The organism is Streptomyces sp. 2A115, from assembly GCF_052245575.1.
Taxonomy (GTDB): domain Bacteria; phylum Actinomycetota; class Actinomycetes; order Streptomycetales; family Streptomycetaceae; genus Streptomyces.
Map to the genome: position 1 here is coordinate 1 of NZ_JBQQCG010000119.1, position 22,345 is coordinate 22,345.

Annotated in this window: 18 protein-coding genes and 2 pseudogenes; 5 read left to right on the plus strand and 15 right to left on the minus strand. The window is 69.2% G+C overall.

What is annotated here, in order from left to right:
* The 5 genes from ACTWQR_RS51050 to ACTWQR_RS51070 all read right to left on the minus strand — a co-directional run.
* A partial coding sequence (locus tag ACTWQR_RS51050) for a hypothetical protein (protein ID WP_443234194.1) occupies positions 1–453 on the minus strand: 453 nt, incomplete at its 3' end.
* Between the two features lie 3 nt (positions 454–456).
* Positions 457–615, minus strand: a complete 159-nt coding sequence (locus ACTWQR_RS51055; RefSeq protein ID WP_443234195.1) for a DUF6760 family protein — start codon at positions 613–615, stop codon at positions 457–459.
* A complete protein-coding gene (locus ACTWQR_RS51060; protein WP_443234196.1) occupies positions 612–1,118 on the minus strand; it encodes a hypothetical protein in 507 nt (168 codons plus the stop codon). Before ACTWQR_RS51060 ends, ACTWQR_RS51055 begins: the two co-directional genes overlap by 4 nt.
* The gene (locus tag ACTWQR_RS51065) at positions 1,118–1,561 is read right to left on the minus strand and encodes a phage tail protein (RefSeq protein ID WP_443234197.1); all 444 of its coding nucleotides are present in this window, start codon (positions 1,559–1,561) and stop codon (positions 1,118–1,120) included. The genes ACTWQR_RS51060 and ACTWQR_RS51065 overlap by 1 nt, the downstream gene beginning before the upstream one ends.
* A 65-nt stretch (positions 1,562–1,626) precedes the next feature.
* The gene (locus ACTWQR_RS51070) at positions 1,627–3,222 is read right to left on the minus strand and encodes a phage tail sheath subtilisin-like domain-containing protein (protein WP_443234198.1); all 1,596 of its coding nucleotides are present in this window, start codon (positions 3,220–3,222) and stop codon (positions 1,627–1,629) included.
* A gap of 495 nt (positions 3,223–3,717) precedes the next feature.
* On the opposite strand from ACTWQR_RS51070, the gene ACTWQR_RS51075 reads away from it, so the two are divergent.
* Together ACTWQR_RS51075 and ACTWQR_RS51080 are read left to right on the plus strand one after the other, a co-directional pair.
* Entirely contained in the window at positions 3,718–4,413 is a 696-nt protein-coding gene (locus ACTWQR_RS51075) for an ISAs1 family transposase (protein WP_443234199.1), read from the plus strand.
* Positions 4,410–4,547, plus strand: a complete 138-nt coding sequence (locus tag ACTWQR_RS51080) for a hypothetical protein (protein ID WP_443234200.1) — start codon at positions 4,410–4,412, stop codon at positions 4,545–4,547. The genes ACTWQR_RS51075 and ACTWQR_RS51080 overlap by 4 nt, the downstream gene beginning before the upstream one ends.
* A gap of 123 nt (positions 4,548–4,670) precedes the next feature.
* Here ACTWQR_RS51080 and ACTWQR_RS51085 read toward each other — a convergent pair whose 3' ends face one another.
* Positions 4,671–5,828, minus strand: a complete 1,158-nt coding sequence (locus tag ACTWQR_RS51085) for a hypothetical protein (protein WP_443234201.1) — start codon at positions 5,826–5,828, stop codon at positions 4,671–4,673.
* Positions 5,829–6,310: 482 nt separating this feature from the next.
* Between ACTWQR_RS51085 and ACTWQR_RS51090 the strand changes: the two genes are divergently transcribed.
* Positions 6,311–6,697, plus strand: coding sequence for a hypothetical protein (locus ACTWQR_RS51090; RefSeq protein ID WP_443234202.1), 387 nt, complete (start codon positions 6,311–6,313; stop codon positions 6,695–6,697).
* 207 nt (positions 6,698–6,904) lie between these two features.
* Here the strand turns inward: ACTWQR_RS51090 and ACTWQR_RS51095 are convergent.
* The 3 genes and pseudogenes from ACTWQR_RS51095 to ACTWQR_RS51105 all read right to left on the minus strand — a co-directional run bounded on the left by ACTWQR_RS51095 (position 6,905) and on the right by ACTWQR_RS51105 (position 11,962).
* Positions 6,905–8,179: pseudogene (locus tag ACTWQR_RS51095) on the minus strand (ISAs1 family transposase).
* Positions 8,180–8,350: 171 nt separating this feature from the next.
* The gene (locus tag ACTWQR_RS51100) at positions 8,351–10,543 is read right to left on the minus strand and encodes an eCIS core domain-containing protein (protein ID WP_443234203.1); all 2,193 of its coding nucleotides are present in this window, start codon (positions 10,541–10,543) and stop codon (positions 8,351–8,353) included.
* 93 nt (positions 10,544–10,636) lie between these two features.
* Complete coding sequence (locus ACTWQR_RS51105) at positions 10,637–11,962, minus strand: hypothetical protein (RefSeq protein WP_443234204.1); 1,326 nt, start codon at positions 11,960–11,962, stop codon at positions 10,637–10,639.
* A 366-nt stretch (positions 11,963–12,328) separates the two neighbouring features.
* Here ACTWQR_RS51105 and ACTWQR_RS51110 point away from each other — a divergent pair, with 366 nt between their 5' ends.
* Positions 12,329–13,756 carry a hydrolase gene (locus ACTWQR_RS51110; RefSeq protein ID WP_443234205.1) on the plus strand — a complete coding sequence of 476 codons (1,428 nt, stop codon included), beginning with the start codon at positions 12,329–12,331 and terminating at the stop codon, positions 13,754–13,756.
* Positions 13,757–13,829: 73 nt separating this feature from the next.
* On the opposite strand, the gene ACTWQR_RS51115 is transcribed toward ACTWQR_RS51110, so the two are convergent.
* The 3 genes from ACTWQR_RS51115 to ACTWQR_RS51125 all read right to left on the minus strand — a co-directional run bounded on the left by ACTWQR_RS51115 (position 13,830) and on the right by ACTWQR_RS51125 (position 17,335).
* Entirely contained in the window at positions 13,830–15,878 is a 2,049-nt protein-coding gene (locus ACTWQR_RS51115; protein ID WP_443234206.1) for an ATP-binding protein, read from the minus strand.
* A complete protein-coding gene (locus tag ACTWQR_RS51120; RefSeq protein WP_443234207.1) occupies positions 15,875–16,552 on the minus strand; it encodes a DUF4255 domain-containing protein in 678 nt (225 codons plus the stop codon). Before ACTWQR_RS51120 ends, ACTWQR_RS51115 begins: the two co-directional genes overlap by 4 nt.
* Before the next feature lie 150 nt (positions 16,553–16,702).
* The gene (locus tag ACTWQR_RS51125; protein WP_443234208.1) at positions 16,703–17,335 is read right to left on the minus strand and encodes a response regulator transcription factor; all 633 of its coding nucleotides are present in this window, start codon (positions 17,333–17,335) and stop codon (positions 16,703–16,705) included.
* Between the two features lie 1,840 nt (positions 17,336–19,175).
* Here ACTWQR_RS51125 and ACTWQR_RS51130 point away from each other — a divergent pair.
* Positions 19,176–19,418: pseudogene (locus ACTWQR_RS51130) on the plus strand (helix-turn-helix domain-containing protein); the annotation flags it as partial.
* Positions 19,419–19,496: 78 nt separating this feature from the next.
* Here ACTWQR_RS51130 and ACTWQR_RS51135 read toward each other — a convergent pair.
* From ACTWQR_RS51135 to ACTWQR_RS51145, 3 genes are all read right to left on the minus strand, one after another.
* The gene (locus ACTWQR_RS51135) at positions 19,497–20,228 is read right to left on the minus strand and encodes a flavodoxin family protein (protein WP_443234209.1); all 732 of its coding nucleotides are present in this window, start codon (positions 20,226–20,228) and stop codon (positions 19,497–19,499) included.
* Positions 20,229–20,408: 180 nt separating this feature from the next.
* Positions 20,409–21,248, minus strand: coding sequence for an SDR family NAD(P)-dependent oxidoreductase (locus tag ACTWQR_RS51140; RefSeq protein WP_443234210.1), 840 nt, complete (start codon positions 21,246–21,248; stop codon positions 20,409–20,411).
* A gap of 473 nt (positions 21,249–21,721) precedes the next feature.
* Positions 21,722–22,327, minus strand: coding sequence for a TetR/AcrR family transcriptional regulator (locus ACTWQR_RS51145; RefSeq protein WP_443234211.1), 606 nt, complete (start codon positions 22,325–22,327; stop codon positions 21,722–21,724).
* Positions 22,328–22,345 lie beyond the last annotated feature (18 nt).

The window sequence follows — 22,345 nt, forward strand, 5'->3', positions numbered from 1 at the left end:
CCTCTGCACCGTCGGCTCCCGTGCTGCCGTCGTCCAGGCCGGGGTGTCCACGGGCCGTTCGAGCCCCGTCCCCGGTCGGGCCGAGTTGGTCAGCGCCCCCGAGAGCAGACTGCCGGGGGAGGCGTCCAGGACCCCGATGCCGGACGGCGTCCCCAGGAACGACGGGTTCTGCCACGTCGGCAGCCGCCCGCTGAACCCGGCGTCCGCGACTCCGGCCGCCCGGCCGTCGGCCACGGACCGCTGAATCGGGGGCAGCCCCGGCCAGCCGGTCGAGGGCGTCGCGCCGCCGGTCACGGCCCCGGCCGCCGCCGGTTCCCCGGCGGCGGCGACGCCCGTGTGAGCATCCCCGTCATGACGCTGACGACTGTCACGGCCGTCGTCACCGACACGCCCGTCCGGGTTGCCGCCCTGGCCGCGACCGCCGCGGCCCCGCAGCCAGTCCATTAACTTCACAGTTCAGCCCTCCGCCCCGGCGCGCGTCACGAAGGACGCGATCTGGTCCGCGTACCGGCGGCGGTCGTGGTGTTCCAGATCCAGAATCGCCTCCAGGCTCCAGTGGAAGTGATAGGCGACGTACGCGATCTCCTCGTGCAGCCGGTCGGTCGCGTACGTCACGATTCCCCCAGGCGGCTCCCGCCGAGTTCCACCTCGAAGGGCTCGGAGCAGTGCGGGCACTCCACCGCGGCGCGGGTGTGGCCCTCGGCGTTGACCTGGCGGTAGAAGTCCTGGAGGAACGCGAGGTCGGAGGCGAACATGCTCTCCACGATCCCGTCGTGGACCATCGGCAGCGTGCCGAGACGGGTGATGACCCGGCCGAGCAGCACCACCGACAGATACGCCGGATTCTCCTGGACCCGGACGTCACGCAGCGGGATCAGTTCGTCCCGTGCCGTCGACAGACGCAGCACACCGTCCCGGTGCACCGTGCCCGACTCGTCGACGTATCCGCGCGGCAGCTGGAAGGGGAACTCGGTGCGCAGGACCCGCGGTGCCGCGTCGGCGGGAGCGGCGGTGGAAGACGGAGAGGGGAACTCCGCTTCCGCCGCCGCTGTCGGAGAGGCCGACAGCGCCGCGGCGGCCGTGCCCGCGTCCGGCGTACCGGCAGCCGTGCGCCGCATTACTCGATGACCAGTTCTTCGAAGACGATGGTCACGGTCTCGGTGAGCGCGGCGGCCTCGCCGGCCTTCAGGCTGCTGGCGTCGATCTTGCTGCACCAGGCGTTGCGCAGGTTGTACCGCTTCACCGGGTTGTCCTGGTAGTCCATCAGGATGATGGAGGCGTTCTTGCGGGCCGTGCTCATCTGACCGTTGATCGAGTCGTTGATCCATGTCGTGAACGAGTCCGACTGGGTCATGCCGCGCACCACGGTGCACTGCCCGTTCTTCTGCACGCCCGGCAGAATGCTCACGTCGTTCCTGCCCTGCGCGGTGTTCTGCTGGTTAACGATGACGTCCTGTTCGAGGGTGAGGCCGCTGACCTCCGCGAGGTACTCGACCATCACACCGTCGATCTGAAGGCCGAAGTTATGTGAGGTGAGGGAGTCACCCTGCATGAGACTCATCTGTGTGGTGCCCTTCTAGGGGTTTTGACGATGGCGTACGAGAGCTGGAGGTGCGGGCGGGCGGCCTACTCCTCCAGTTCTCCGCTGCCGCTGGAGAATTGGGCCAGCCGGAAGATCACGAACTCGGCGGGCTTGACCGGGGCGATGCCGATCTCGCACACGACCCGGCCGACGTCGACCGACTCCGGCGGGTTGGTCTCCTCGTCGCACTTGACGTAGAAGGCCTCCTCGGGCCGCTGGCCGAAGAGCGCGCCACCGCGCCACTCGTTGACCAGGAACGCCGAGACGTTGCGCCGGATACGGGCCCACAGCGCGTGGTCGTTCGGCTCGAACACCACCCACTGGGTGCCGATGAGGATCGACTCCTCCAGGTAGTTGAAGTACCGGCGGATGTTCAGATAGCGCCACTCGGGGTCGGAGGAGAGAGTGCGGGCACCCCAGACGCGGATGCCCCGGCCGGGGAAGGCGCGAATGCAGTTGACGCCGATGGGGTTGAGCAGGTCCTGCTCGCCACGGGTGATCTGCATTTCCAGGTCGGTCGCGCCGCGTACGACCTCGTTGGCGGGGGCCTTGTGCACGCCGCGCTCGGAGTCGTTGCGGGCCCAGATGCCGGCGATGTGGCCGCTCGGCGGGATCGTACGGGTCTTGCCGGTGGCCGGGTCGAAGGACTTCAACCAGGGGTAGTACAGGGCCGCGTATTTGGAGTCGTAGCCTGCCGTCTCCTGGCGCCAGACCCGGATCTGACGGGCATTCATGTCGGGTGGCGGGTCGATGATCGCGACCCGGTCGCCCATCAGCTCGCAGTGGGCGATGAGTCCGAGCTGCACGGCCTTGACGGCCTCCAGGTCGACTGCTCCCCGCTGGTAGGCGGCCATCAGGTCGGGCACGGCCACCATGGTGATCTCGTCGACGGCCTCCAGACCGCCGAAGCCGGTACGGTCCGCGGAGTCGCCGAGGTACTGGGCCGGGCCGGGGTGCGCGGCAGCGTCCCGCTCCGACGGTACGGGAGCGGGAGCCGGGGCGGGCGGCGCGGGCAGCGTGACGGTCTGGTTCTCCGGGCGGGCCAGCCGCGCGGCAGGCGCGGTCTCCGTCACGGTGATGAGCTTGGACCGCTCCTTGACCTGGGTGACGACGTAGGAGCGGCTGCCCTTCTTGGCGCTCACGTCGAACGTCTCGAGCTGCTTGTCGCCGTCCTTCACGACCAGCTTGAAACGTTCGGAGTCGCCCGCGCCCTCGGGGTCGGCGACCTCCACGGTCAGCGGGCCGGTCCGGCCCCCCGCCGTGGCCGCCACGGAGAACGTGCCGAGCTGTTTCGGCTCGGCGGCGGGCAGCGCTGCCGGAGCGGCGGTGCCGGTCACCGCGGCGGGGGCCGCGCCGTCCGCGGAGGCGTCTTCGGCGGAACCGCCGACCCGGACCACGTACGCGGCCGAGCCGCCGTTGTTGAAGAAGCCGTAGACGGAGCGGGCGAGGTAGTACCCGTCGGTGAAGTCGCCGAAGGAGTTGACGTACTGAGTCCAGTTGGTCACCAGTGTGGGCTCGTTCAATGGGCCGGTCGGCGCGAGCCCGACGAAGGCCGCCACGGAAGTGCCCACCCCCTCGATCGGGCGCGAGCCGCTGGCCACCTCCTCGACGTAGACGCCGGGCGACAGGTAGGACGGCATTCTCTGCTCTCCTCGGGGTACGAGACGGGACGTCCTCACCCTCGCGCGCGCGCCTCTCTCCCGAAACGGCCCCGGGGGCCGGTCCCGGGGCAACGTCGCTGCCCTCGAGGGCAGTTGGCCGGCTGTCCCGTGCCGAAGGGAGCGTCGTGCTTCCGATGGTCGTGCTCTGTCTGCCCGTATGGTCCGTGCGCACTGCCCCCGCGGTCCTGTTCCGGCGTCGTGCGGTCCGGGAGCAAGGGAGGATGTACAGCGCTCGTATGCCCAGGAGATCCGATGTCGAGAGGGACCGCTCGCCGGCCCGTGCTCAGCCGGTGGCGGGGGTGGCGGCGGTGCGAGGAAGCCGGTTGCCGCCCGGGGCTGTTTCAAAGTCCGAGTGATGCTGCGAAGTCGCAGGTCACGGTGGTGTGGCGACTGCCGGTCGACCCGTCTCGCACACAACGAAGCTCCGGTTGGAGCGGGTGACCTCTCAAGTCGCCCTGCCGAACCGGAGCTTCGATGTGCCGTCAGTCTGCCAGCGTCTGCCTGATCAAGTCGCCCTCGGGTCAGCACCGTGCACGGCCGGGGCTGCCGCAGCGGCTGGCTACGCTGGCCGATCCGCGGCACTGGCGCGGGAAGCGTCACCCGTTCGTGAGCTTGCTGCTGATCGCGTGCTCGGCCGTGCTGAGCGGAGCGCGTTCGTTCGCCGCGATCGGCCAGTGGGCCAAGAATGCCCCGCAGGAGGCGCTCGCCCGGCTCGGTGCCCGCACCACCAGCCGGTTCGCCGTCCGCGTCGCGCCCAGCACGGCGACCATCCGCCGGATCATCAACCGCACCTGTCCCGGCGGGCTTGCCGACCTGCTCGGCACCGACCCGGCCGGGGCCGACACCCTCGCGGTGGACGGCAAGAGCGCCCGCGGCTCCCGCCACGGTGACACCCCGGCCGCGCATCTGCTCGCCGCCATGACCGGTGGCGGGCTGACCGTCACGCAGCTGCGAGTCCCGGACAAGACAAATGAAATCACCTGTTTCGCCGGCCTGTTGGCCCCGTTCGATCCGACTGGGGTGACCGTGACCGCCGATGCCCTGCACGCCCAGCGCGGCCACGCCCGCTTCCTCGTCGAGGACAAGAAGGCGCACTACGCGCTGTACGTGAAGAAGAACCAGGCCGGTCTCTACGAGCGGGGCTGCACACGCTGCCCTGGAAGGAGGTGACCGCGAAGTTCTACGACCGCACCGGGGGGCACGGCCGCAAGGAGACCCGCGTGGTGCAGGTCCTGACCGCCGATGACCTCGACTTCCCGCACGCCGCACAGGTCGCCCGGGTCGTACGCCACCGCACCCGCTGACCAGCACAGGAGCGCGAACAGCCGGACTCTGAAATCGTCCTGGCCATAGAACGAGCGGCCATAAGACGACCGGCCATAGAACGACCGGCTACGGGACGACCGGCCGTCGGGCGATTACCCTGGTCAAGGATTCCCATAAGGGGGACCCTGGTTAGGGTTGTACGAATAAGGGTTGTACGGGTAAGGGGAATTCTGATAAGGCGCGTTCTGATAAGGGTTGGATTCCTGATTCCCGGCATAGGACGGGTAAGGCATGGGCGCATAACCCGAATGTACGTACCCCGCTTGTTGGGACGGCTCATAAGCGGGGGCGTGTGCCGCCGGGGGCGGGTAAGCGACGAAACCGCCAGGTATCTCGTTCCCGTGTTCATCCCAGGTCTGCGCCGAGCCGTAGCCGGACGCGTTCGGCCTGCCGGGGAGGGGATCCATCCGGGTACCCAATCCGATCGGTGCGTACCACGTCCGGTTCGAGCCCTGGCTGTGCATGTACCGCGCCAGCTCCGGGGCCGCTGTGGCCATCGGATGGCCTGAGGTGCAGGACATGAGCAGCCCGTCCCGCCCCGGGGTGTTGCGGGCGGCCTCCCGGTAACCCGGGTGGTGTCGCAGGATTCGGCCGAACGTGGCCCCGTCAACCTTTACAGCCTTGACAGTCGCGCCCGCGCCGTCGCTCATCGCCACTGGCACGGCAAAGAATTCATTGCTCGCATGGGCATGGATATACAGGGGGCGCTGGCTCCATGGCGCAGGCGCGGCAGTACCGATGGTGTGACGCGGTGCCCGGATGTCGCCGCTCATGGTTACGTTGTAGACCTCCACGTCCGAGGTCCGCTGAGGCTTCCTCGCCCACGACGTAACCTTTTCCGCGTCCCCCGGCTGGGTGGGGAAGGATATCCCGATCAAGTTTCCCTGTTCGTCGCGCAACCCCTTCGCGCGCACATGCCGATCATCAAACCGGTAGTAATTCCCCTGGAAATCCAAACCGTCCAGCGGGCCGCCCGGCCCGTACACGGTTGTGGGCCCGCTCGCCTCCATTCGCTGGACCGGCTGAGCGGCGCCGCGGGAAGCCGGTCGCGGACCGCTCCCGCGACGGGAGGCGTGCGAGCCCGCGTGCGCCGACAGCGCCCCGGCCCCGGCCCCCGTACGGTGCGACCCGCCGCTGCGCAGCAGTTGGACCATCGCGGCGTTCCCCGCGGTGCTCTGCACGCTGCGGCTCGCCTCGGCCGTCATCGCGGCACCCTGCTCCCGCTCCGGCCCGCTCCCGGCGCTGAGCGCGGCAAGCATGTTCAGACGGGCCGATGCTCCAACGCCACCGGCCCGCGAACTCGCCGATGGCTGCCGCGTCGCGGACGCCTCGGGGTTTCCTTTCACACGCAACCTGCTGCTCCTTCAGACGTCTTCATGTTCGGTGTGACCCTGCGGCTGTCCGAGTGTGTGTACGCACCCGCTTCGCGTCGCTCCGCCCTTCCGCGGGCTCGTACACCCACGCCCCCATCTCCGCTGCCGTCCGTACGGGCGAACAGATGAGCCCCCCATAGAAACAGACCGGGGCGCGACAGCGACAGGGCGCCAGAGGCAAGGTGAAGGGCAAGGGTGCGTGTTCGGCAGGCCCCCAGGCGCCACGTCCGGCGGCCGCACGCCGCCCGTCACCGCCCCGCTCGACCTCCTCGCGTCCTTCGATGACCAGCGGAAACGTCAGGGGAATTCAACTTTGCAAGGGCCCTGGGTTGCCGCGGGAAAGTCTGTCGCCGCGGGGAATTCACGGTGTGCAGAGCACGGCCGGCAACGCTCGCTCTCGTGCAGATGCTGCGCCAGGCCGGGTGGGGGCCTGGCAGGTGATCCGAGGGGCTATCGATCAGGCCTTTTCCCAGAAGAAGTGGGACGATTTCCTTTCCATGCATGCGTGGTTCGAGAACAACAAGACCTTCTTCCGAGATCAGGTCGAGAGGTTCCGCAGCACCGAAAGGCTCGCGGTGGCTACTTACGGGGTGACCCAAGACGACGCTATGACGTCGGACTTCACTGAGAAGTCAACTCCGTGGCTACTCAACAGCCTGTTCTGTCCGTATACCGTGCAGCCGGGCAAGGACGGTCCACCCAGACGGAACCGCACGTGGATCAACCAGTCCGTGCGCTGCAGAACACCTGACTGAGCGTCTCCGGCGGTTCGTGTCTGATCCCGGCTCAGGTGTCGTGCCAGTTCGGGTGACTCCACCGGATCTGCGCGTGTACGACGACCACCTGGCGGGAGTCCAGCTGTGCTGCGCGCACCTGCTGCAGGACTTTCAAGGCGTCATCGACACTGGGCGAGTTTCGGGGCGCAGTCAGGGCCCGGCGAGTGCCTGGATCGTCCGGTTTGATCATGTGATGCCGTAGAGAGCGAGGACGCGGGGGCGCTCGGTGTGGGCTCGTCGTCCGGCGGCGGTGTTGACGTAGCCGGCGAGCTTGAGCGCGCTGCGGATCAGGTCATGCAGGGCAGCGAGTACGGCGGGCGTGTTGTGGGTCCTGACCTGGGACTTGTCCTCGTTGAAGGTGACAGCTCGACACCAGTGGACGGTAGCGAAGCCGAGCCGCATGCCGAGCGCCGGCGCGGACAGTGCCAGCGGGCAGGTCGGTGATGGCGTAGACGGTCTCGCTGGACCATTTTTTCGCCCCGTGGAGACGGCGACGGCGCTGGATCCGCAGGACCTGGGCCGCGTGCGGGAAGAGCAGGCCCTCGACGGTGACGACTTGCACGAGCCTCTGTTCGTGACGGCCGTGGTCCCGGGCGTCGTCGCGGTGGATCACGGGGATCTTCTGCCAGGGCAGGGCATGGAGTTGACGGGCCTGGCCCCGCTGGTTGTTCTTGATGGTCAGCAGGTAGTGAGCGCCGCGTTCGGGCAGGTAGGTGGCGTGGTCGCGTTGGGAGTGGAGGGCATCGGCGGTAACAACCACCCCCGCGAGATCCGCGTTGTCGATCTGGTCGAGGAGAGGTGCGAACTCGGGGATTTCGTTGGTCTTCGCGCCGATCTCCCGGGAGACGAGAGTGACACTGTTGCCGTGACGGCGGACAGGACGAAGACCCGGCTGCCGTCCGGGCGCCTCGCGCCACGCAGGCATTTGCCGTCCACCGCGATTGCCTGCCGCCGGAGTCGTACCGGCTCGGCGCAGGCGGCCGCCCGGTGGGCTCGACGCTGTTCACACTCGGTGCCACCGTCGGGCATCACCGGATCCGGCCGGCGGGGCTGTGCGGACAGCAGAGGCCGAAGGTAGTCGTAACCGGCCGCGCCGATCTCACCGGGATCGAGCCGCCCCAGGACGCTGCGCAGGGTCTTCTCGCTCGGCACCCGGTAGCGGCCGAGGAGTGGGTGGTAGGGCAGGCCGAAGGCGGCCGGTTCCTCCGGCGTCGCACGTCGGCACCACTCCGCCGCCGCGGTGATCGAGTCGTGGCCGGACGGGGTCATCCCGCAGACCACCAGGGCCAGCAGCGAGGAGAGGCGGTACCGCACTCCGCAGGCCCCTCTCGGATCGGTGACCGACTCGAACTCGGCGACCAGGCAGCGGACTTGCTCCTCGGCGGCACCCTCGCCGAGGGTTTCCAGGCAGGGCACATGAGGCACGGGGACAGCGACAGGCGATAACGGAGGAACGAACACGGCACCTTCGTGGACCTTGCAGCGTAGAGAACTACATGATCCACAGGTGCCGTGTTCACCTGCTTCCGGGGCCCACCACCGAGATCAACACCCCAGGCCGGGACGATCCAGGCACTTGCCGGGGCCCTGGGAGGGGGGTGTCCTTATAACCGTCCCCGGAAGCCACTCCACTCACGCGGACGCCGCCGTGGCTGCCGCCGACGGCTCGGGGCCGCCGAGTGCCTCGTACATCTCCATGACGGCATCGCTGAACTCCTTGCCGTACATGCGCCCAAGAAAAACCTCCGCGACGAACTCGCGGGGGTCTTTCGTGGCATAGCCGCTCACGGAATGCGCAACGGCGTCCTTGCCCTGGGCGAACTGCGTAAAGTTCAGGTCGTGAAACCGGCCGCGGCTCTGCTGGTAGTGCAGGAAGTGGCCGAGTTCGTGGACGATGGTTCCAGTTCCCTCGGGGGCCAGTTGTGTGGACAGGTAGTAATAGTCCTGGCCAATTTTCTCGGTCAGCGGGTTGCCGACGCCTTCGGGGCTGGTGGCGATGCTGTCGGGGGCGATGAACTCGGCCCGTTGGGCCCTCCGCGTACCCGTCTCTGTTATTTCATTGGGCGTGACGGTGAGCTGCCGGCCGTACTTGGGGAGGTATACGGTCAGGTTCGGCATGGGGTAGCCCGCCTCCTGCACCTTTCTGATCGCCTCCTCTAGCATCCCGATTCGCTTCTCCCGAAGGGCGTCGGTGCTGTCCCAGTACACGGTGACCTGTGTGTCCCCGACCTTCCGGGTCACCTTCTCCTGGTCGGCAGGATCCGCGGCGTCGGTGTCGGATTCGGCGCCCCTGTTGGCCAGATAGGAATCGAGCTCTGGGAACCGGGGCTTGCGGGTGCGCTCGTTCGGGTTCCGCCCCATGAGCTCGCGGATCTGGTCGTCCGTGACGCCCTCTGCGGTCACCTGGCCCTGGCGGGCGATCTTGAGCTGCTTGTCCAGCCTCTCGCTCGCGAGTTGATCCAGGATGGCGAGGGACCGCTCAGTCAACTGCCCTTGGTCGTCGTGGCCGGTCAGGGCCTGGTGCATCTTGTTGTTCACTGGGTCGACGGTGACCTCTTGGACGTTGCTGCGGCGGGCATAGCCCTCGATCCGTGGATCGATAGCCGAGTACTTGCCGCGCAACCGATCCTGCTCTTCCCGCCCTCGCCGCCGGTCGTCGATGTCCGCGAGGGCGGCCCGCACCTTGGTATCCAGCTCGGTGACGGCCTTGTCGCGTCTGCTGCCGCCGGTCTTGGTCCTCCGCCAGCCGTCGATCGCGGTCAGGACGGCAGTCAACTCGGCTTCGTTGACGTCCAGGTTGCCCTGCATGGTGTAACCGCTGCCGAGCCATTCCTGCACCGACTCGTCAATGGCCTTGAGCGCATTGGAGCGGCCGACGACAGGGACGCTGGATGTTTTCATCCAGTTGTCGAGGAAATTTTGGAGGCCTCTCGTGGGCGTCTGAGCCGGGTCGGTGCTGGGGCCTGCGGCCGAACCGGCACCCCCGGTGCGCTGGACCGTCGGAGGCTCGGCCGGCACCGCGTTCACGTGGTCGTGCGTGTGGTCCTGCGGCTCGAGTTGGTCGCGGGTTTCGTAGACCGTTCGCGGCTCGACGGGATCTTCATTGCCGGGAATGACAACGCGCTGGACTGGGGCACTCGAGGCGCCGTGCGGGCCGCCCGAGGCCATCTGGTCTGCTTCTTCCGTAACGGCTCTCTGGGCGACGACGGACGGGGCGGTCCTCACGCCTTGGGCGAAGGCGGTGCCCTCGGTGTCCGCAGTCTGCTCGGAGTCCTGTCTGGGGTCGGTGACGGTCACACCGGCACCATTGTCGGTGCCCGTCTCGCGTTCGCCCCTGAGGTTCTTGTCCGCGTGGCTGAGCTCATGCCCGACGAGCGCCATGTTCTGAGCACCCCCCGGGGGGAGGAAGATATGGGTGCCGACCGTCATGGCCTGGGCCCCCATCGCCTTGATGGCGCGCTGCGCCAACGGACCGTCGTGGAGGAGGGTGGGGGAGAAGTCGTTCCGGTAGAACGACTCCGCCTTTGCCCGCAGCGAACCGGGCAGCGGGCTGGCCGGGGAGGCCATGGCCGCATCGAGCAGGGCACGCTGACCGGTCGGGCTGGTGTCCTCGACGCCGTCGTGACCACAGTCGGCACCGTGGACGTGCGGGTCCTCCGTCAGGAGGCGCGAGACGGCGCGGTTTCCCACCCAGCGCTGCAGCGCCATGACCTCTGCCGGATTCGTCGGACCGCGAGCCGGATCCCTGGGCGCGGGCGCCGCCGGGTGCGGAATCCGTCCTTTGCTTCCGCCCTTCTCGCCGGGCAGCTCTTCATGTGCTCGCATGGCATGTCCCATCTTGATCGGCGGGGGCCCGGCCCTGTACGTACTGAATGACCGAGCGCACTGCCCGGGGCCCGGCTACCCGGCATCCCTCCGTCAGGAGTTGGGTAGGCGGCGGAGGCGGTCGTCCTGGAATCCGACCGCCGGGATGCCCAGCAGGTCGTCCACGCCGGGGAAGCCCTCGCCTTGCCGGAACTCCGCGCCGTGCAGTGTCGTGTTCGCCGCAGGACCCGCACGCATGCCGGTGTGCCGATTGCCCATTTCCATGAGGTACCCGCCCGACGCGGACGGGTGGCGTCGGGCGTTGGTGACGACCTGGGTGGCGTAGGTGTTCATGACGACGACACGTTTGTAGAGGGCCTCCGCCTCCATCACTCTGCGGGCCGGGCGGCCGCCCAGCCCCTTGACGCGCATGCCATTCCTCAAGGCAGCCGTCAGCATCGCTCTCATCCCGTTCGCGCCCAGGTTCATCCTGCGGTCGTTGTGGTCGACGAACGCGTTCAACTCGGGACTCATGGCCCGGCCGGCGAGGAACTGGTCGACATGGGACTGGTAACTGTCCTCCCGGAGGCTCTCCAGGTAGATGGTGCGCACGCCGGCGGCTCGGATCCGGGCCATGTTCTCGGCCAGGAACTTCCCGATCGGCGCCTCGTGGTGGGGGCCGCCGACGGCCACGCCCTCGTATTGCGCCAGCAGTGCCCGCAGGTCACCCATCGCGTCCTGTGAGCCGGAACCGGCCAGTGTGTTGTCCACGGCCTGATGACGGCCCTGCCGGTCCTGCGGGGACTCCTGGTATCCGTCGCGTACGGCTCGCGCGTCGCGGCCGATCTGCTCGTCGCGAGCGTCCTGACGCTCCCAGTAGCCCCTCGTCCGCGGGTCTTGGCGGCCCATGCCCTCCAGTACGCCGTTGCCCCACGTCGCGCCCGGCGCCAGTCTGCTGTGCCAGCCCAGGCTGGCATGGAGCAGGGGCTTGGTCTCCGGGAGCGACTGCGGGTCCATGTCGATGTTCACCCGCTGCCGGAGGTTGCCGCGCCGGGTCTCCGGCGGCGGATTCTGCCATTCGTCCTCCGTCAGCGCGTTCGTGGCGGGGTCGTTCGGGAGGAGTCTGCGGTCCCCGCGTACTACGCGCACCGAGGGGCCCGGCGGATGCTGGTGCAGCTCGTCGTGGCGCATGCGCTGAACCACGTGAGCGGCATCCGACGGTGTCGCCGAGCGCTGGACGGGAGGCATGTGTCCGCAGTCCGCTGTCTGCGTGTGCCGCTGCTCCTCGATGGCCCGCGAGCGACACCGAAGCGCGTGCAGTCGCAGCAACGATCCAGGGGCGGCTCCGCCACTGCCGGACCGGGACCATCGCGCGACCCTGGCGGTTCCCCGGAGCCGCGGTCCGTTCCACTGCTCGTCGCCGGTCTGCTGCGCCCGCATGCGTACGTCTCCTTTGAACACGGACTGCGAACCTCCAGTGTTCCCTTTCGGTCCGGCTCGGGGACACGTCCGGACAGGCACCTGTGCGTGCAGGCGCCTTGCCCTGGCGCACGGACCCCGGTGATGTTCATGGGCAGGCTGTGCGCACATCGACGGCTTACCGTCTCGTACCGGCGCGACGGTCCGTCCGGCGGGCGCCGCGGTAAAGATCTGGTGATGGCCTCCCGCCCGGCAGGAAACACCACTGGGCCGATGAAGACGCCGAGTTCTCCGCGAACCGGAGGGCACATGCCGCCGCCCGTCCGGGCAAGCGGGTCTGCCCGGCGGCCTCCTGACGGGATCCGCGTCTTTTCCTACCGTCGAGGTGTGAGCCTTTGGACCTCTTTGGAACCCGCCTCCGCGACCGTCGACCCCGGCAACAGCACCACTGTGCGGCTCCGGCTGCGCAACACCGGTGACATCGTCGACGAGTACCGCTTCGAACCGGTCGGTGATCTCGCGCCCTGGACCACGGTGGAGCCGCAGGCACTGCGGCTCTATCCGGGGACGACCGGCACGGTGGAGCTGACGTTCGCGCCGCCGCGCACGCCCGACGCGACCGCCGGTCCCAATCCGTATGCGGTACGGATCACGCCGACCGAGCATCGGGAAGCCGTCACCGTCCCCGAGGGCAACCTCACCATCACTCCCTTCACCGAGGTGCGCGCCGAGCTGGTGCCGCCGACGGTGAAGGGGCGGTTCCGGGGGCGGCCACGGCTGGCCGTGGACAACCTCGGTAACACCAAGGTCACCGCCTCGCTCAGCGGCAGTGACTCCGGTGACCGGCTGTCGTACGACCTCCGGCCGGGCAACGTCCAGATCGAGCCGGGCCGGGCCGCGTTCGTGAAGGCGACGCTGCGGCCCCGGCAGATCATCTGGTTCGGTTCCAAACAGGAGCAGCCGTACTCGCTGGCAGTGCGGCGCTCAGGGGCCGAGCCCATGCAGGCGAACGGCACCTATGTGCAGCGTGGATTTCTGCCGGGCTGGCTGGCCACCACCTTCGGGCTGCTCCTCGCGCTGACGATCGCGTTCGTGATGATCTGGGTGACGTACCAGCCGCGCGTACAGACAGCGGCGTCGGAGAAGCCCCAGGAGGCCGGCGAGATCGTGCCCAGTCCGTCCGCACCGATCAGCAGTCCGCCCACGGCACCCGACGACGGGCCGGGCGATCCACCCAAGAAGCCAGCCCCCAAGAAGCCCGCCCCGGAGAGGCCCGCCCCGGAGAAGCCCGAAGGTGGAGGAGGCGGCGGGAATGGAGAAGAACCCGAGAAGGAGAAGAAGCCCGCGAAACCGACGGCGGCCACCGCGGTGCGCAAGGTCGCAGCGCTCAGCGAAGGCCGCCACATCTGCTACCGCGCCTACGTCGCGGGCAGCGGCTGGCAAAAACCGGTATGTGACGGGGCCAAGGCCGGCACGGAGGGCAAGGATAAGCCCATCAAGGCCCTCAACTTCGCTGTGTCCGGCACCAAGGGTATCGCCGCCGCCGGCGCCTATGTGGTCGAGGGCTGGAAGAAGGGCGAGAAGTGGTCGAGCGCGGTCGACGGGAAGGACATGTTCATCGGCAGCACCAAGAAAGCGGACTCCCCCCTGCAGGGGTTCACCATCCAGGTCTTCGACGGCTCCGTGTGCCAGAACGCCTATGTGAAGGACAAGCACTGGCTGGGCCGGATCTGCACCAAGGATGGCCAGTGGAAGTACGGCGGGAGTCCGATGGAGCAGAAGCTCCGGCTGGAGGCGGTCCGTTTCACCGTGTGACACACCTGCCACCTGCCGCCGCGTGTACCGGAAGGGTTGCCGGAACGAACCGGAAGGGAGACGGCCTCCGTCGTCACCAGCCCGCTTCGCCCGGGACCAGCCGGCCGGCCTTGCGGTACTCGCGGCGGGCGCCCTCCAACAAGTCACGCGCGCTGACCGGCTCGTCCCGGCCGGCAGCGAGGTAGGCGGCGGTGATGACCGCGCCGCGGATCGAACCGCCTGCCAGCTCGAAGTCCCGGGCGAGGGAGCCGGCGTCGACGCCCTCGGCGCGGGGGACGTGCGACAGTCCGTGCCGCCAGAGCGCCAGGCGCTGTCCGGCGTCCGGGAAGGGGAAATCGACCACCAGGTCGAGGCGTCGGGTGAACGCGTCGTCGATGTTGGCGCGCAGGTTGGTGGTCAGCAGCGCGATGCCGTCGAAGGACTCCAGGCGCTGCAGCAGGTAGGCGCTCTCCAGGTTGGCATACCTGTCGTGGGAGTCCTTGACCTCCGAGCGCTTGCCGAAGACCGCGTCGGCCTCGTCGAAGAGGAGCACGGCGTCCGTGCGGTCGGCCTCCGTGAAGATCCGTTCGAGGTTCTTCTCGGTCTCGCCGACGTACTTGTCCACGATCGAGGACAGCTGGACCACATAGAGGTCGACCCCCAGATCGGCCGCGATCACCTCCGCGGACAGCGTCTTGCCGGTGCCGGACTCTCCCGCGAACAGACCGAGGACCCCCCGTCCACGGCCGCCGCCCGCGCTGAGCCGCCAGTCGCCGAGGACCCGGTCGCGGTGGCGGGCGCGCAGGGCGAGTTCCCGCAGCTGGGCGAGGGGCCCGTCGGGGAGAACCAGGTCCCGCCAGTCCACCGCGGGCCGGATCCGGCGAGCATGCCGCTCCAGGCCCGAGGCCGACTGCTGGCGGGCGGCGAGCCGGACGTGGGCGGCGGTGAGCGGGGTCCCGTCCCAGGCGGCGAGTGCCGTGGCGGCGCGGGCGGCACGGCTGATGTGCTCACCGCCGAGGTGGTACGGGGCCACGGTGCCGGCGAGGTCGAAGGCGTCGGCGCCCTCTCCCAGTGCGTCCCGCCAGGCGGCCGTGCCTCCTGCCGGCTGCCGGGGTGCCTGCAGTACCAGCGGGTCGTGCGCGGACCACTGCGGATCGTACGGACGTGGATCGGCCAGCAGTACGGTCACGTCCGTCGCCCCGGTCAACTCGTGGACCATGGGGCCCGGTTGATCGGGCAGGCCGGACACCACGACGGCCCGGCCGCTGAGGCGCGCCTCCCGCAACAGCTCGTAGACGTGGTCCGCGGAGCCGGAGAAACGCAGCGCCTCGACGCCTGCCGTGTGCAGCGCGGAGGCGAGGCCGGCCAGCGCTTCGCCTTCACGGTGTTCCCGTAGGTAGGCGGTGAACGGTCCTTCGCCGAGCCTGGTGGCCAGCCGTCGGACGAAGCCCTCGTCGTGCCCGGCGGCGGGCAGTGGGTCCGGCATCGGGTGCAGCAGGCCGAGAAGGGTGGCATCCGGGGTGTCCTCGCCCAGCAGGTGGGCGGTCACCCGGTCGGGCACGCGCAACGAGCGGGTGAGGAACGGACGGTCGGCCTCCTCCTCGACCGTCAGCAGCCCGAGAGCGCGCAGCGGCGCCGAGAGGTGGAAGCGGGCGCGGGCCTGAGGCAGGTGCGCGGGCACCCCGCACAGGTCGAGGGCGAGACCCAGGGTGGCGCGGCGGCGGCTGACGTCGTCGTTGAGGTAACCGTAGAGCGGCTCGAAGGTGCGGTCGACGTCAGGGGCGAGGGCGATGAGCACGACCGCCAGGTCCAGCTCGGTCAGCCGCAGCCGGGCGGCCGTCCGGGCCAGCCGGTCGTTGATGTCCTCCGGCCATGCCGCCGGCGGGTCCGGCCGGACGTCCGCGTCCGGCTCCGCGGGCGGCCGGGTACGCAGCAATTGGCTCACGGCCTCCTCGGACAAGTAGAGGCCGCGCAACGGGTCGTTCGCGGTGGGGTCGCCGGCGGAGCGGTGTTCGACCAGTGCGGTCACCGTCTGCCGCAGTCCGGCCAGCCGGTCGAGGAGGCAACGGGCCGGGCCCGCGGAGCCGGGGCCCCGGGGCCCGGTGGCCGTGGGGGACGGGCTTTCCAGGGACGAGGCGCTCATGGCTTCTCCGCGCGGCGGGCCGCCGCTTCCTCGTGCGCGGCGCGGGCCGCCGCCACTTGGTGGGGTCGGTGGGCGCGTTCCGTCGATTGGGGCGGGCCGCCGTCCACATCGTGTACCCGGACCATCGCGCCCTCGGTGACCGGGGGCGCCGCGTCGTAGTCGGGGAACGCCGGGAAGGGCACGGTCACCACGAGGTCCAGGGAGGGCTTGAGCTCGCCGCCCAGCGCGGACCAGATCTCGGCGAGGGAGCGGGCCTCGGACTGGATGCCGCTCACTGCCACCGGCATCGTCAGGCCGAGGCGCCCGAGCGAGCCCGGCAGCTCCTGCGCGGAGAGCAGCTCATGCGGCAGCAGCGTCGCCAGCGCGGCGGACAGCAGACGGTGTTCGTCCTGCGGAGTCTTCGTCCAGGCCGTCACCAGGTAGGAAAGACGGAACCAGCGCGGGGGCCGGCGGTGGCGCATGACGATGTCCCGGTCGTCGCGTACCGCCGCGTGGCCGCGCTGCCGCCGGGCCGCGTCCTCACGGATGTCGTACAAGTAGGCGTTGACCACGGGGGCGTTGCGCCGGGCCGCCCAGTCACGGGTGGGCGCCTCGAAGGACACGTCGATGCCCGACCCCGCCAGCACCCCATTGCTGAGGAGTTCCTTGAGGACGTCGTCCACCTCATGAATCACGCTTGCGCTCCTGCCCTGCCGCCCGCTGTGGCCGGCTCCTTGCCGCCTGCCCCCGATCGTGCTCCTTGTGCCCACCGGGCCGCAGGCACGGCGGGGACGACGGCGGGGCAGCGTTGCTGCCCCAAGGGTTCGCCGCCGCTGCCTGGCCGGTCAGATGTAGCCCTCCCGGAGGGCATACGCCACCGCATGGGACCGGTTGCGCAGATGCAGGCGTGTGGTGACTCCGTGCATGACGCCCTTCACGGTGCGTTCGGAGTAGGAGAGCTTGGCGGCGATCTCTGAGGTGTCGAGGCCCTCGGCCACCAGTCGCACGACATCCACCTCGCGCGGCGTGAGGCCGAGGAAGGTCCCCGGCCGGTCGGCGTCGCCCCGGTGCAGGCGCCCTACCTGGCTGATGAGCCGGCCCAGCAGGTCCGAGGGCAGATCGCCGCCGCCCTCGGCCGCGGTCAGCACCGCCTGCACCAGACGATGCGCGGTGGCCTCGCGGCGCCACACGATGGCTCCGGCGCCGCTTTCGATGACGTCCAGCAGTTCGTGCTCCCGGATCGTCCCCACCACGAGCACCACACGCGCACCCTCGCTGCGCACTGTCCGCCGCAGCCGGGTGAGCGCTGTTTCGTCGAGTGCGTCCTCGACGAGCAGGGCCACCGCGGCGGACCCGGCATCCTCACACAGTTCGACCTCGGGGTGGCGGCGCAACTGGCTGATGACTCCCTCGCGGCTGATCGGATCGGGAGCTGTGACGGCTACCCGCACCCGGCTCTTGGGGGGTAAGGAGAGCACGGAGGCTGCGGAGGCCGGAGTCGAGCTGAGCAAGCGTTTCCCCATCTCTTACTGACACATGGCTCTTCTGGCTCTTCCCCGACACATGGCCCGGGGAGGGCCATGTGTCGGGGACGCAGTGCACACTTCTGCGGCTGTCGCGATGTGCGCAATGGTCGAGCCCCACGAGAGAACCGCGGCGGCCACCACGACCGACCGAGGCCAGACCGCGCGGGGCGGTCCCGGCCCGCTCCGCACAGCGGGGCGGTGCGTCGGATCCGCGCGGCCACGTCGCCGCGCCGGTCCACAGGGCTGACGGCGCGGCCGCCGGACGCCGCAACAAGGCTGTCCAGTCGCCGGCCCACCGTGGTGCGCAGTCGCGGGGTCTCGGGCTCCACGATGCCTGGAAGAACGACTTCCAGACCATCGAGTCTGTCCCTTGCTTCCGGGGCCGGTGCCTGACTTTCGGTGCCGACGATGCCGCAGAACCGGACGCCGGTGCATCGGCAAAAACTACGTAGCCCAGGCGATTACGTAATCCTCCCCAAGCTGTCGACGGACCCGTATGTCGTCTACAAGGTCGACGACATGGCCTGGCCGTGGACACGGCAGACGGGTCGAAGGCGGCGGCGGGTCGCGTCCCGCGAGGTGGTGCAGGCCTGCGGAGTTCGCGACTCCGCAGGTTACAGCCGCGGAAACCCGACACCTCCGCGATGGACGGCGCGCCCCGCCAGGAGCAGCACGGAGCGTCTCCCGCCTGTCCGAGGCCGTCGGCCTCGTGCTGACTCTCCGGACACAGCAGCCCGGATCGCCGCACCACGTGGCGGGACGCCACCCGGCGGCGAACAGCGAGCCTGCCCCGCCGGGGACGGCACATGCCCGTGAGGCCGGCCGTGGGGAGCGGGCGGTGGGGATGGATTTGTTCCGGATGGTTTATGGGAGATCGCATGGCCGCTGCTGCCTCCGGCGCGGGTGTGTCCGCGGGGTGGCGGCGTCGCGAACATCGATGATGAGGTGGTCTTCGCCGCGGTTGTCCTTGTGCTGGTGAGGGGGACTTGACCGTCGCAGTGGCCTACCGCACCGCCAAACAGGACCATCGCCAACGGCCTGCCGGCCAAACGCGGGCTGCGGCGCGAAGAACGCAATGGCACGAGCGCGCGACTGTGACATCTCGCCGAACGCGGCATCGCGCAATGATCAGAGCGGATACCGAGAGCGCTTGGGATCTTCGTCTGAGATGGGCCCCATGCTGGACGAGACTTCCCGCGGGATGCGCGTGCAGCGTCCTGACGGTGCGACGTAGTCAAGGGCGAGCCGGCTAGTGGTAGTGGGAAGTCGCCCAGCTCGACGGTGGCGGCCAACCACATGATGGCCGGTCAACCATGCTGTGCGGCACAGAGTGAACCCGATCATTGAGGGGCCACGAAGTTTCCGGACGGGCGTCTGACCGGCTATTTCAAGCGGCGATTCGCAACTTATCGTACTCGGCGTGGACTTCGCGCGGAGGACGTTAACCCACCGCCGAGTGGAGGCGTTTGCGGACGCGGGCCGCTGCTTGTTCGCGGTGATGACCGCCACCGCCACAATAGTCGGCGCCGTGGGTCGGCCGCGCGGCGAGGAGTCTGCCGAGGCAGGTCCGGTTCCGCGTGGCCCCTCGCCGAACCGGACGTGGCGATTTCTCGGTCATCCGGCTCTCTCGTGATCACGTCGTGAATGATCTGGCGACCTGTGCCGTCGAACCTGGCAACAACCTGGCAACCACGACGACAGCCGCTCGACCGACATCGGCCCCCCCGAGGCCAACGCCGCCGCACCTCCTTGCCGCCAGGCCGCCCGCCAGCGGCGTACCGAGCCCCGGCGCTTGTCGGACTATGGTTCGAGTTCTACCCCGCGCTTCCTCACCGGCCGCCTGCGGCAGCACCGTCGCCGTCTTGGCACCCGATGACGACGCCTGACCGTCGGCCGCCAGGCCCTCCTCACCCCGGTCCACCTCCGCAACGGACACCCGTACGCCCAGCTTGCGGCCGGGTTCCGCATCAGCGCGGCCACCGCCTACCGCTACATCACCGAAGCCGTCGATCTCCTCGCCGCCCCCGCACCCACCGGCCGGCCGGTGGGTGCGGACTTAAGGGGCAGCCCGCCGCCGGGTCGGCGTGCGATCAAGTCGGCCCGGCGAGCGCATTCAGCGGTACTCGGGGTTGGGGAAGTCGAAGCGAAGTCCCGCGTCCCAGCCGGAGCGCTGGTTGCCGTACGCCGGGATGCCTCCCGCGCGCTTGAGCATCGCGGCGATGTGCATCAGGTTCCAGGTCATGAAGGCGGTGTTGCGGTTGGTGAAGTCGTTGTCCTGGGCGTGGGAGTCAGGGTCCAGATACGAGGGCCCGGGGCCCGCCTCACCGATCCACCCGGCGTCGGCCTGCGGCGGGATGGTGTACCCAAGGTGCTGCAGGCTGTAGAGAATGTTCATGGCGCAGTGCTTCACACCGTCCTCGTTCCCGGTGAGGAGAGCGCCCCCGACCCGACCGTAATACGCATACTGGCCCTGCTCGTTGAGGCTGCTGGAGGATGCGTAAAGACGCTCGATCACCTGCTTCATCACGGAGCTGTTGTCGCCGAGCCAGATGGGTCCGCACAGCACGAGAATGTCGGCCGCCATCACCTGCTCGTACAGCGACGGCCAGGCGTCGGTCTCCCAGCCGTGTTCGGTCATGTCGGGCCAGACACCGATGGCGATGTCGTGATCGACGGCGCGGATCAGCTCGGTGGTGACGCCGTTCTTCTCCATCACGGTGCGGCTCTTGTCGATGAGACCCTCGGTGTGACTGATCTCGGGCGAGCGCTTGAGCGTGCAGTTGACGAACAGCGCGCGCAGGTCGTCGAAGCGGGGCGGGTTCTCGTTACGGTCCATGGTGGCCATGGTGATTCCTCGGGTCGCGTGGGTGGGAAGGTCGGGATGACGGGATGCTGCTGGGGGCGCGCCGGGTGAGCCGGGCCCGTTCGGCGCGTACGAAGACGGCCCGGAGCCGGAGGAAGGCGACGGGCCTGTCACTGCTCGGGCGCCGCCAGGCCGAGCTGGAGCGGCACCGTTCCATGGACGTCAGTGTCCGCGCGGTGGGCCCTGGTAGACGCCGGCGACGCGTCGCCGGACCATGGCGCTGGAGATGCTCGGAGCGAGCCGGAGGGCTGTCACGAAGATTCGGGTCCAGCGGCCGGGAACGATGTCGCCTGTGCCGGCATCGATACCTTTGACGATCTCGCGTGCGATCTGCTTCGCGGGGATCTTGGGGATGGCGTGGGTCTGCACGCGGTTCTCGGGCGTCCGGGTGGTCTCGAGCGCGGCGGTCATCGGGCTGTCGAACTCGCCAGGGTAGACCAACTGCACCGTGATGCCCTGAGGTTCCAGCTCGAAGCGCAGGGAGTTGGTGAACCCCACGAGGGCGTGCTTGGAGGCGCAGTACGGAGTAAATCCGAAGACGCCGGCCAGTCCTCCGACCGAGGCGATGTTGACGACCCGGCCGCGGGACTCCTTCAGCGAGGGCAGCGCGGCACGGATCGCGTTCACGGTCCCGAAGAAGTTGGTCTCCATGGCGGCTCGGTAGTCGTCGTCTGCCAGGGTCTCGAAGTAGCCCTCGCGGACGGTCCCCGCGCAGTTCACCAGGACATCGAGGCCGCCTGTCCTGGCCGCGCTCCGTGCGAACGCCTCGTTCAGCGCGACACCGTCCGCCACGTCGACCGCGACGACATCGACGTCGGCATCCGGCCTCCGGGCGACGATCTCCTTGCGAGCAGCCTCAAGTTTGTCGAGGTCGCGCGCAAGCAGGGTCAGGATGACGCCGCGGGGCGCCAATTGGTGAGCGACCTCCAGGCCCAGGCCGGACGAGCCGCCCGTGATGACGACGTGCTGTCCCGATCGGATTGGCAGGTGCTGTTTGGTCACGCCGCGCTCGCTCTCTTAGGTGGCTCTGCAGGCCGGTCGAATAATCAGTCCAAGGCCCCGGCGTGGGGCATCCGTCGGCACTACGAAGTCCACCCGGATCGGGTTCACCCAGCGCGCCGAGACCGGGCTTGGTTCGGTCAGCTCTCCGCGTGAAATGGTCAGTTGCGGTTTCCGACCCGGTGGACACTGTGTGCCCACAGGCGCGTGATCGAGCCCAGGGGCGTCTCGACCCGCCCGTGGCGGGGCAGGGTCACCGAGCCCCTCGCGCCCTTGGGGCGACTGACGGTCACCCTGTCCTGGGACCGGATGACCGGATCGGCGCTTGAGGCGGCGGGTCATCAGCCGACCCCAACTACGTCTCGCTCGACAGCACCCTCACGGAAGGTACGGAAGGGGAGGAGCACTTCGGCGGGGACTCGCTGAACAGGGATGGAGTCTGGGAGGTCTGTGGTGGCGTGCCGAGCGTGTCCGGATCACGGTGTGGACCGCTCCGTGGTCCCGCGCCATCCGTCCGGGCGGGTGACGCCGTCCATCAGCAGGTCGAGCAGCCGCTCGGCCTGCGCGCGCTGGTGGACAGCCCCGGCTACGAGGGTGACACCCGCCAGGCTCATGAGGATGTCGGTTGAGGGTACGTCCTCCCGGATCACCCCCTGGGTGATCCCGGCGAGACGGAACCCTTCGATCGCGCCGGTCAGCTGCTCGCGCGTCTGCGAGCTCAGCCGCTCGTCGTTCTGCAGGAGGGCCTTGAGCGTGTCGGCCATACCGTGCTTGGTGGCGAGGTAGTCCAGCACCTGGGACATCCACACCCGCAGGGCCCGGTCGGCGGGCAGCTCGCCGAGGAGATCGGAAGCTTGGGCGGAGAGCCGGGCCGTCTCGTAGCGGTAGGTGGCGTCGACGAGCTGCTCGCGGGTCGGGAAGCGTCGGTACAAGGTGGCGATCCCGACGCCCGCGTCCTTCGCGATCTGCTTCAGGGTCGCGGCGGCGCCGTCCCGGGCGAAGGCCAGGGCGGCCGCTGCGAGCAGTTTGTCTTCGTTGGCCCGTGCGTCGGCCCGGATCGGTCGGCCGGACGGATCAGGCATGCGCTTCTTCCTCTCGGC

Bases quoted from the DNA above. Each gene is read 5' to 3' on its own strand.
- ACTWQR_RS51060 (WP_443234196.1), bottom strand. From the start codon at position 1,118: ATGCGGCGCACGGCTGCCGGTACGCCGGACGCGGGCACGGCCGCCGCG.
- ACTWQR_RS51065 (WP_443234197.1), bottom strand. From the start codon at position 1,561: ATGAGTCTCATGCAGGGTGACTCCCTCACCTCACATAACTTCGGCCTT.
- ACTWQR_RS51070 (WP_443234198.1), bottom strand. From the start codon at position 3,222: ATGCCGTCCTACCTGTCGCCCGGCGTCTACGTCGAGGAGGTGGCCAGC.
- ACTWQR_RS51075 (WP_443234199.1), top strand. From the start codon at position 3,718: ATGTGCCGTCAGTCTGCCAGCGTCTGCCTGATCAAGTCGCCCTCGGGT.
- ACTWQR_RS51085 (WP_443234201.1), bottom strand. From the start codon at position 5,828: ATGCTTGCCGCGCTCAGCGCCGGGAGCGGGCCGGAGCGGGAGCAGGGT.
- ACTWQR_RS51100 (WP_443234203.1), bottom strand. From the start codon at position 10,543: ATGCGAGCACATGAAGAGCTGCCCGGCGAGAAGGGCGGAAGCAAAGGA.
- ACTWQR_RS51105 (WP_443234204.1), bottom strand. From the start codon at position 11,962: ATGCGGGCGCAGCAGACCGGCGACGAGCAGTGGAACGGACCGCGGCTC.
- ACTWQR_RS51115 (WP_443234206.1), bottom strand. From the start codon at position 15,878: ATGAGCGCCTCGTCCCTGGAAAGCCCGTCCCCCACGGCCACCGGGCCC.
- ACTWQR_RS51135 (WP_443234209.1), bottom strand. From the start codon at position 20,228: ATGGCCACCATGGACCGTAACGAGAACCCGCCCCGCTTCGACGACCTG.
- ACTWQR_RS51145 (WP_443234211.1), bottom strand. From the start codon at position 22,327: ATGCCTGATCCGTCCGGCCGACCGATCCGGGCCGACGCACGGGCCAAC.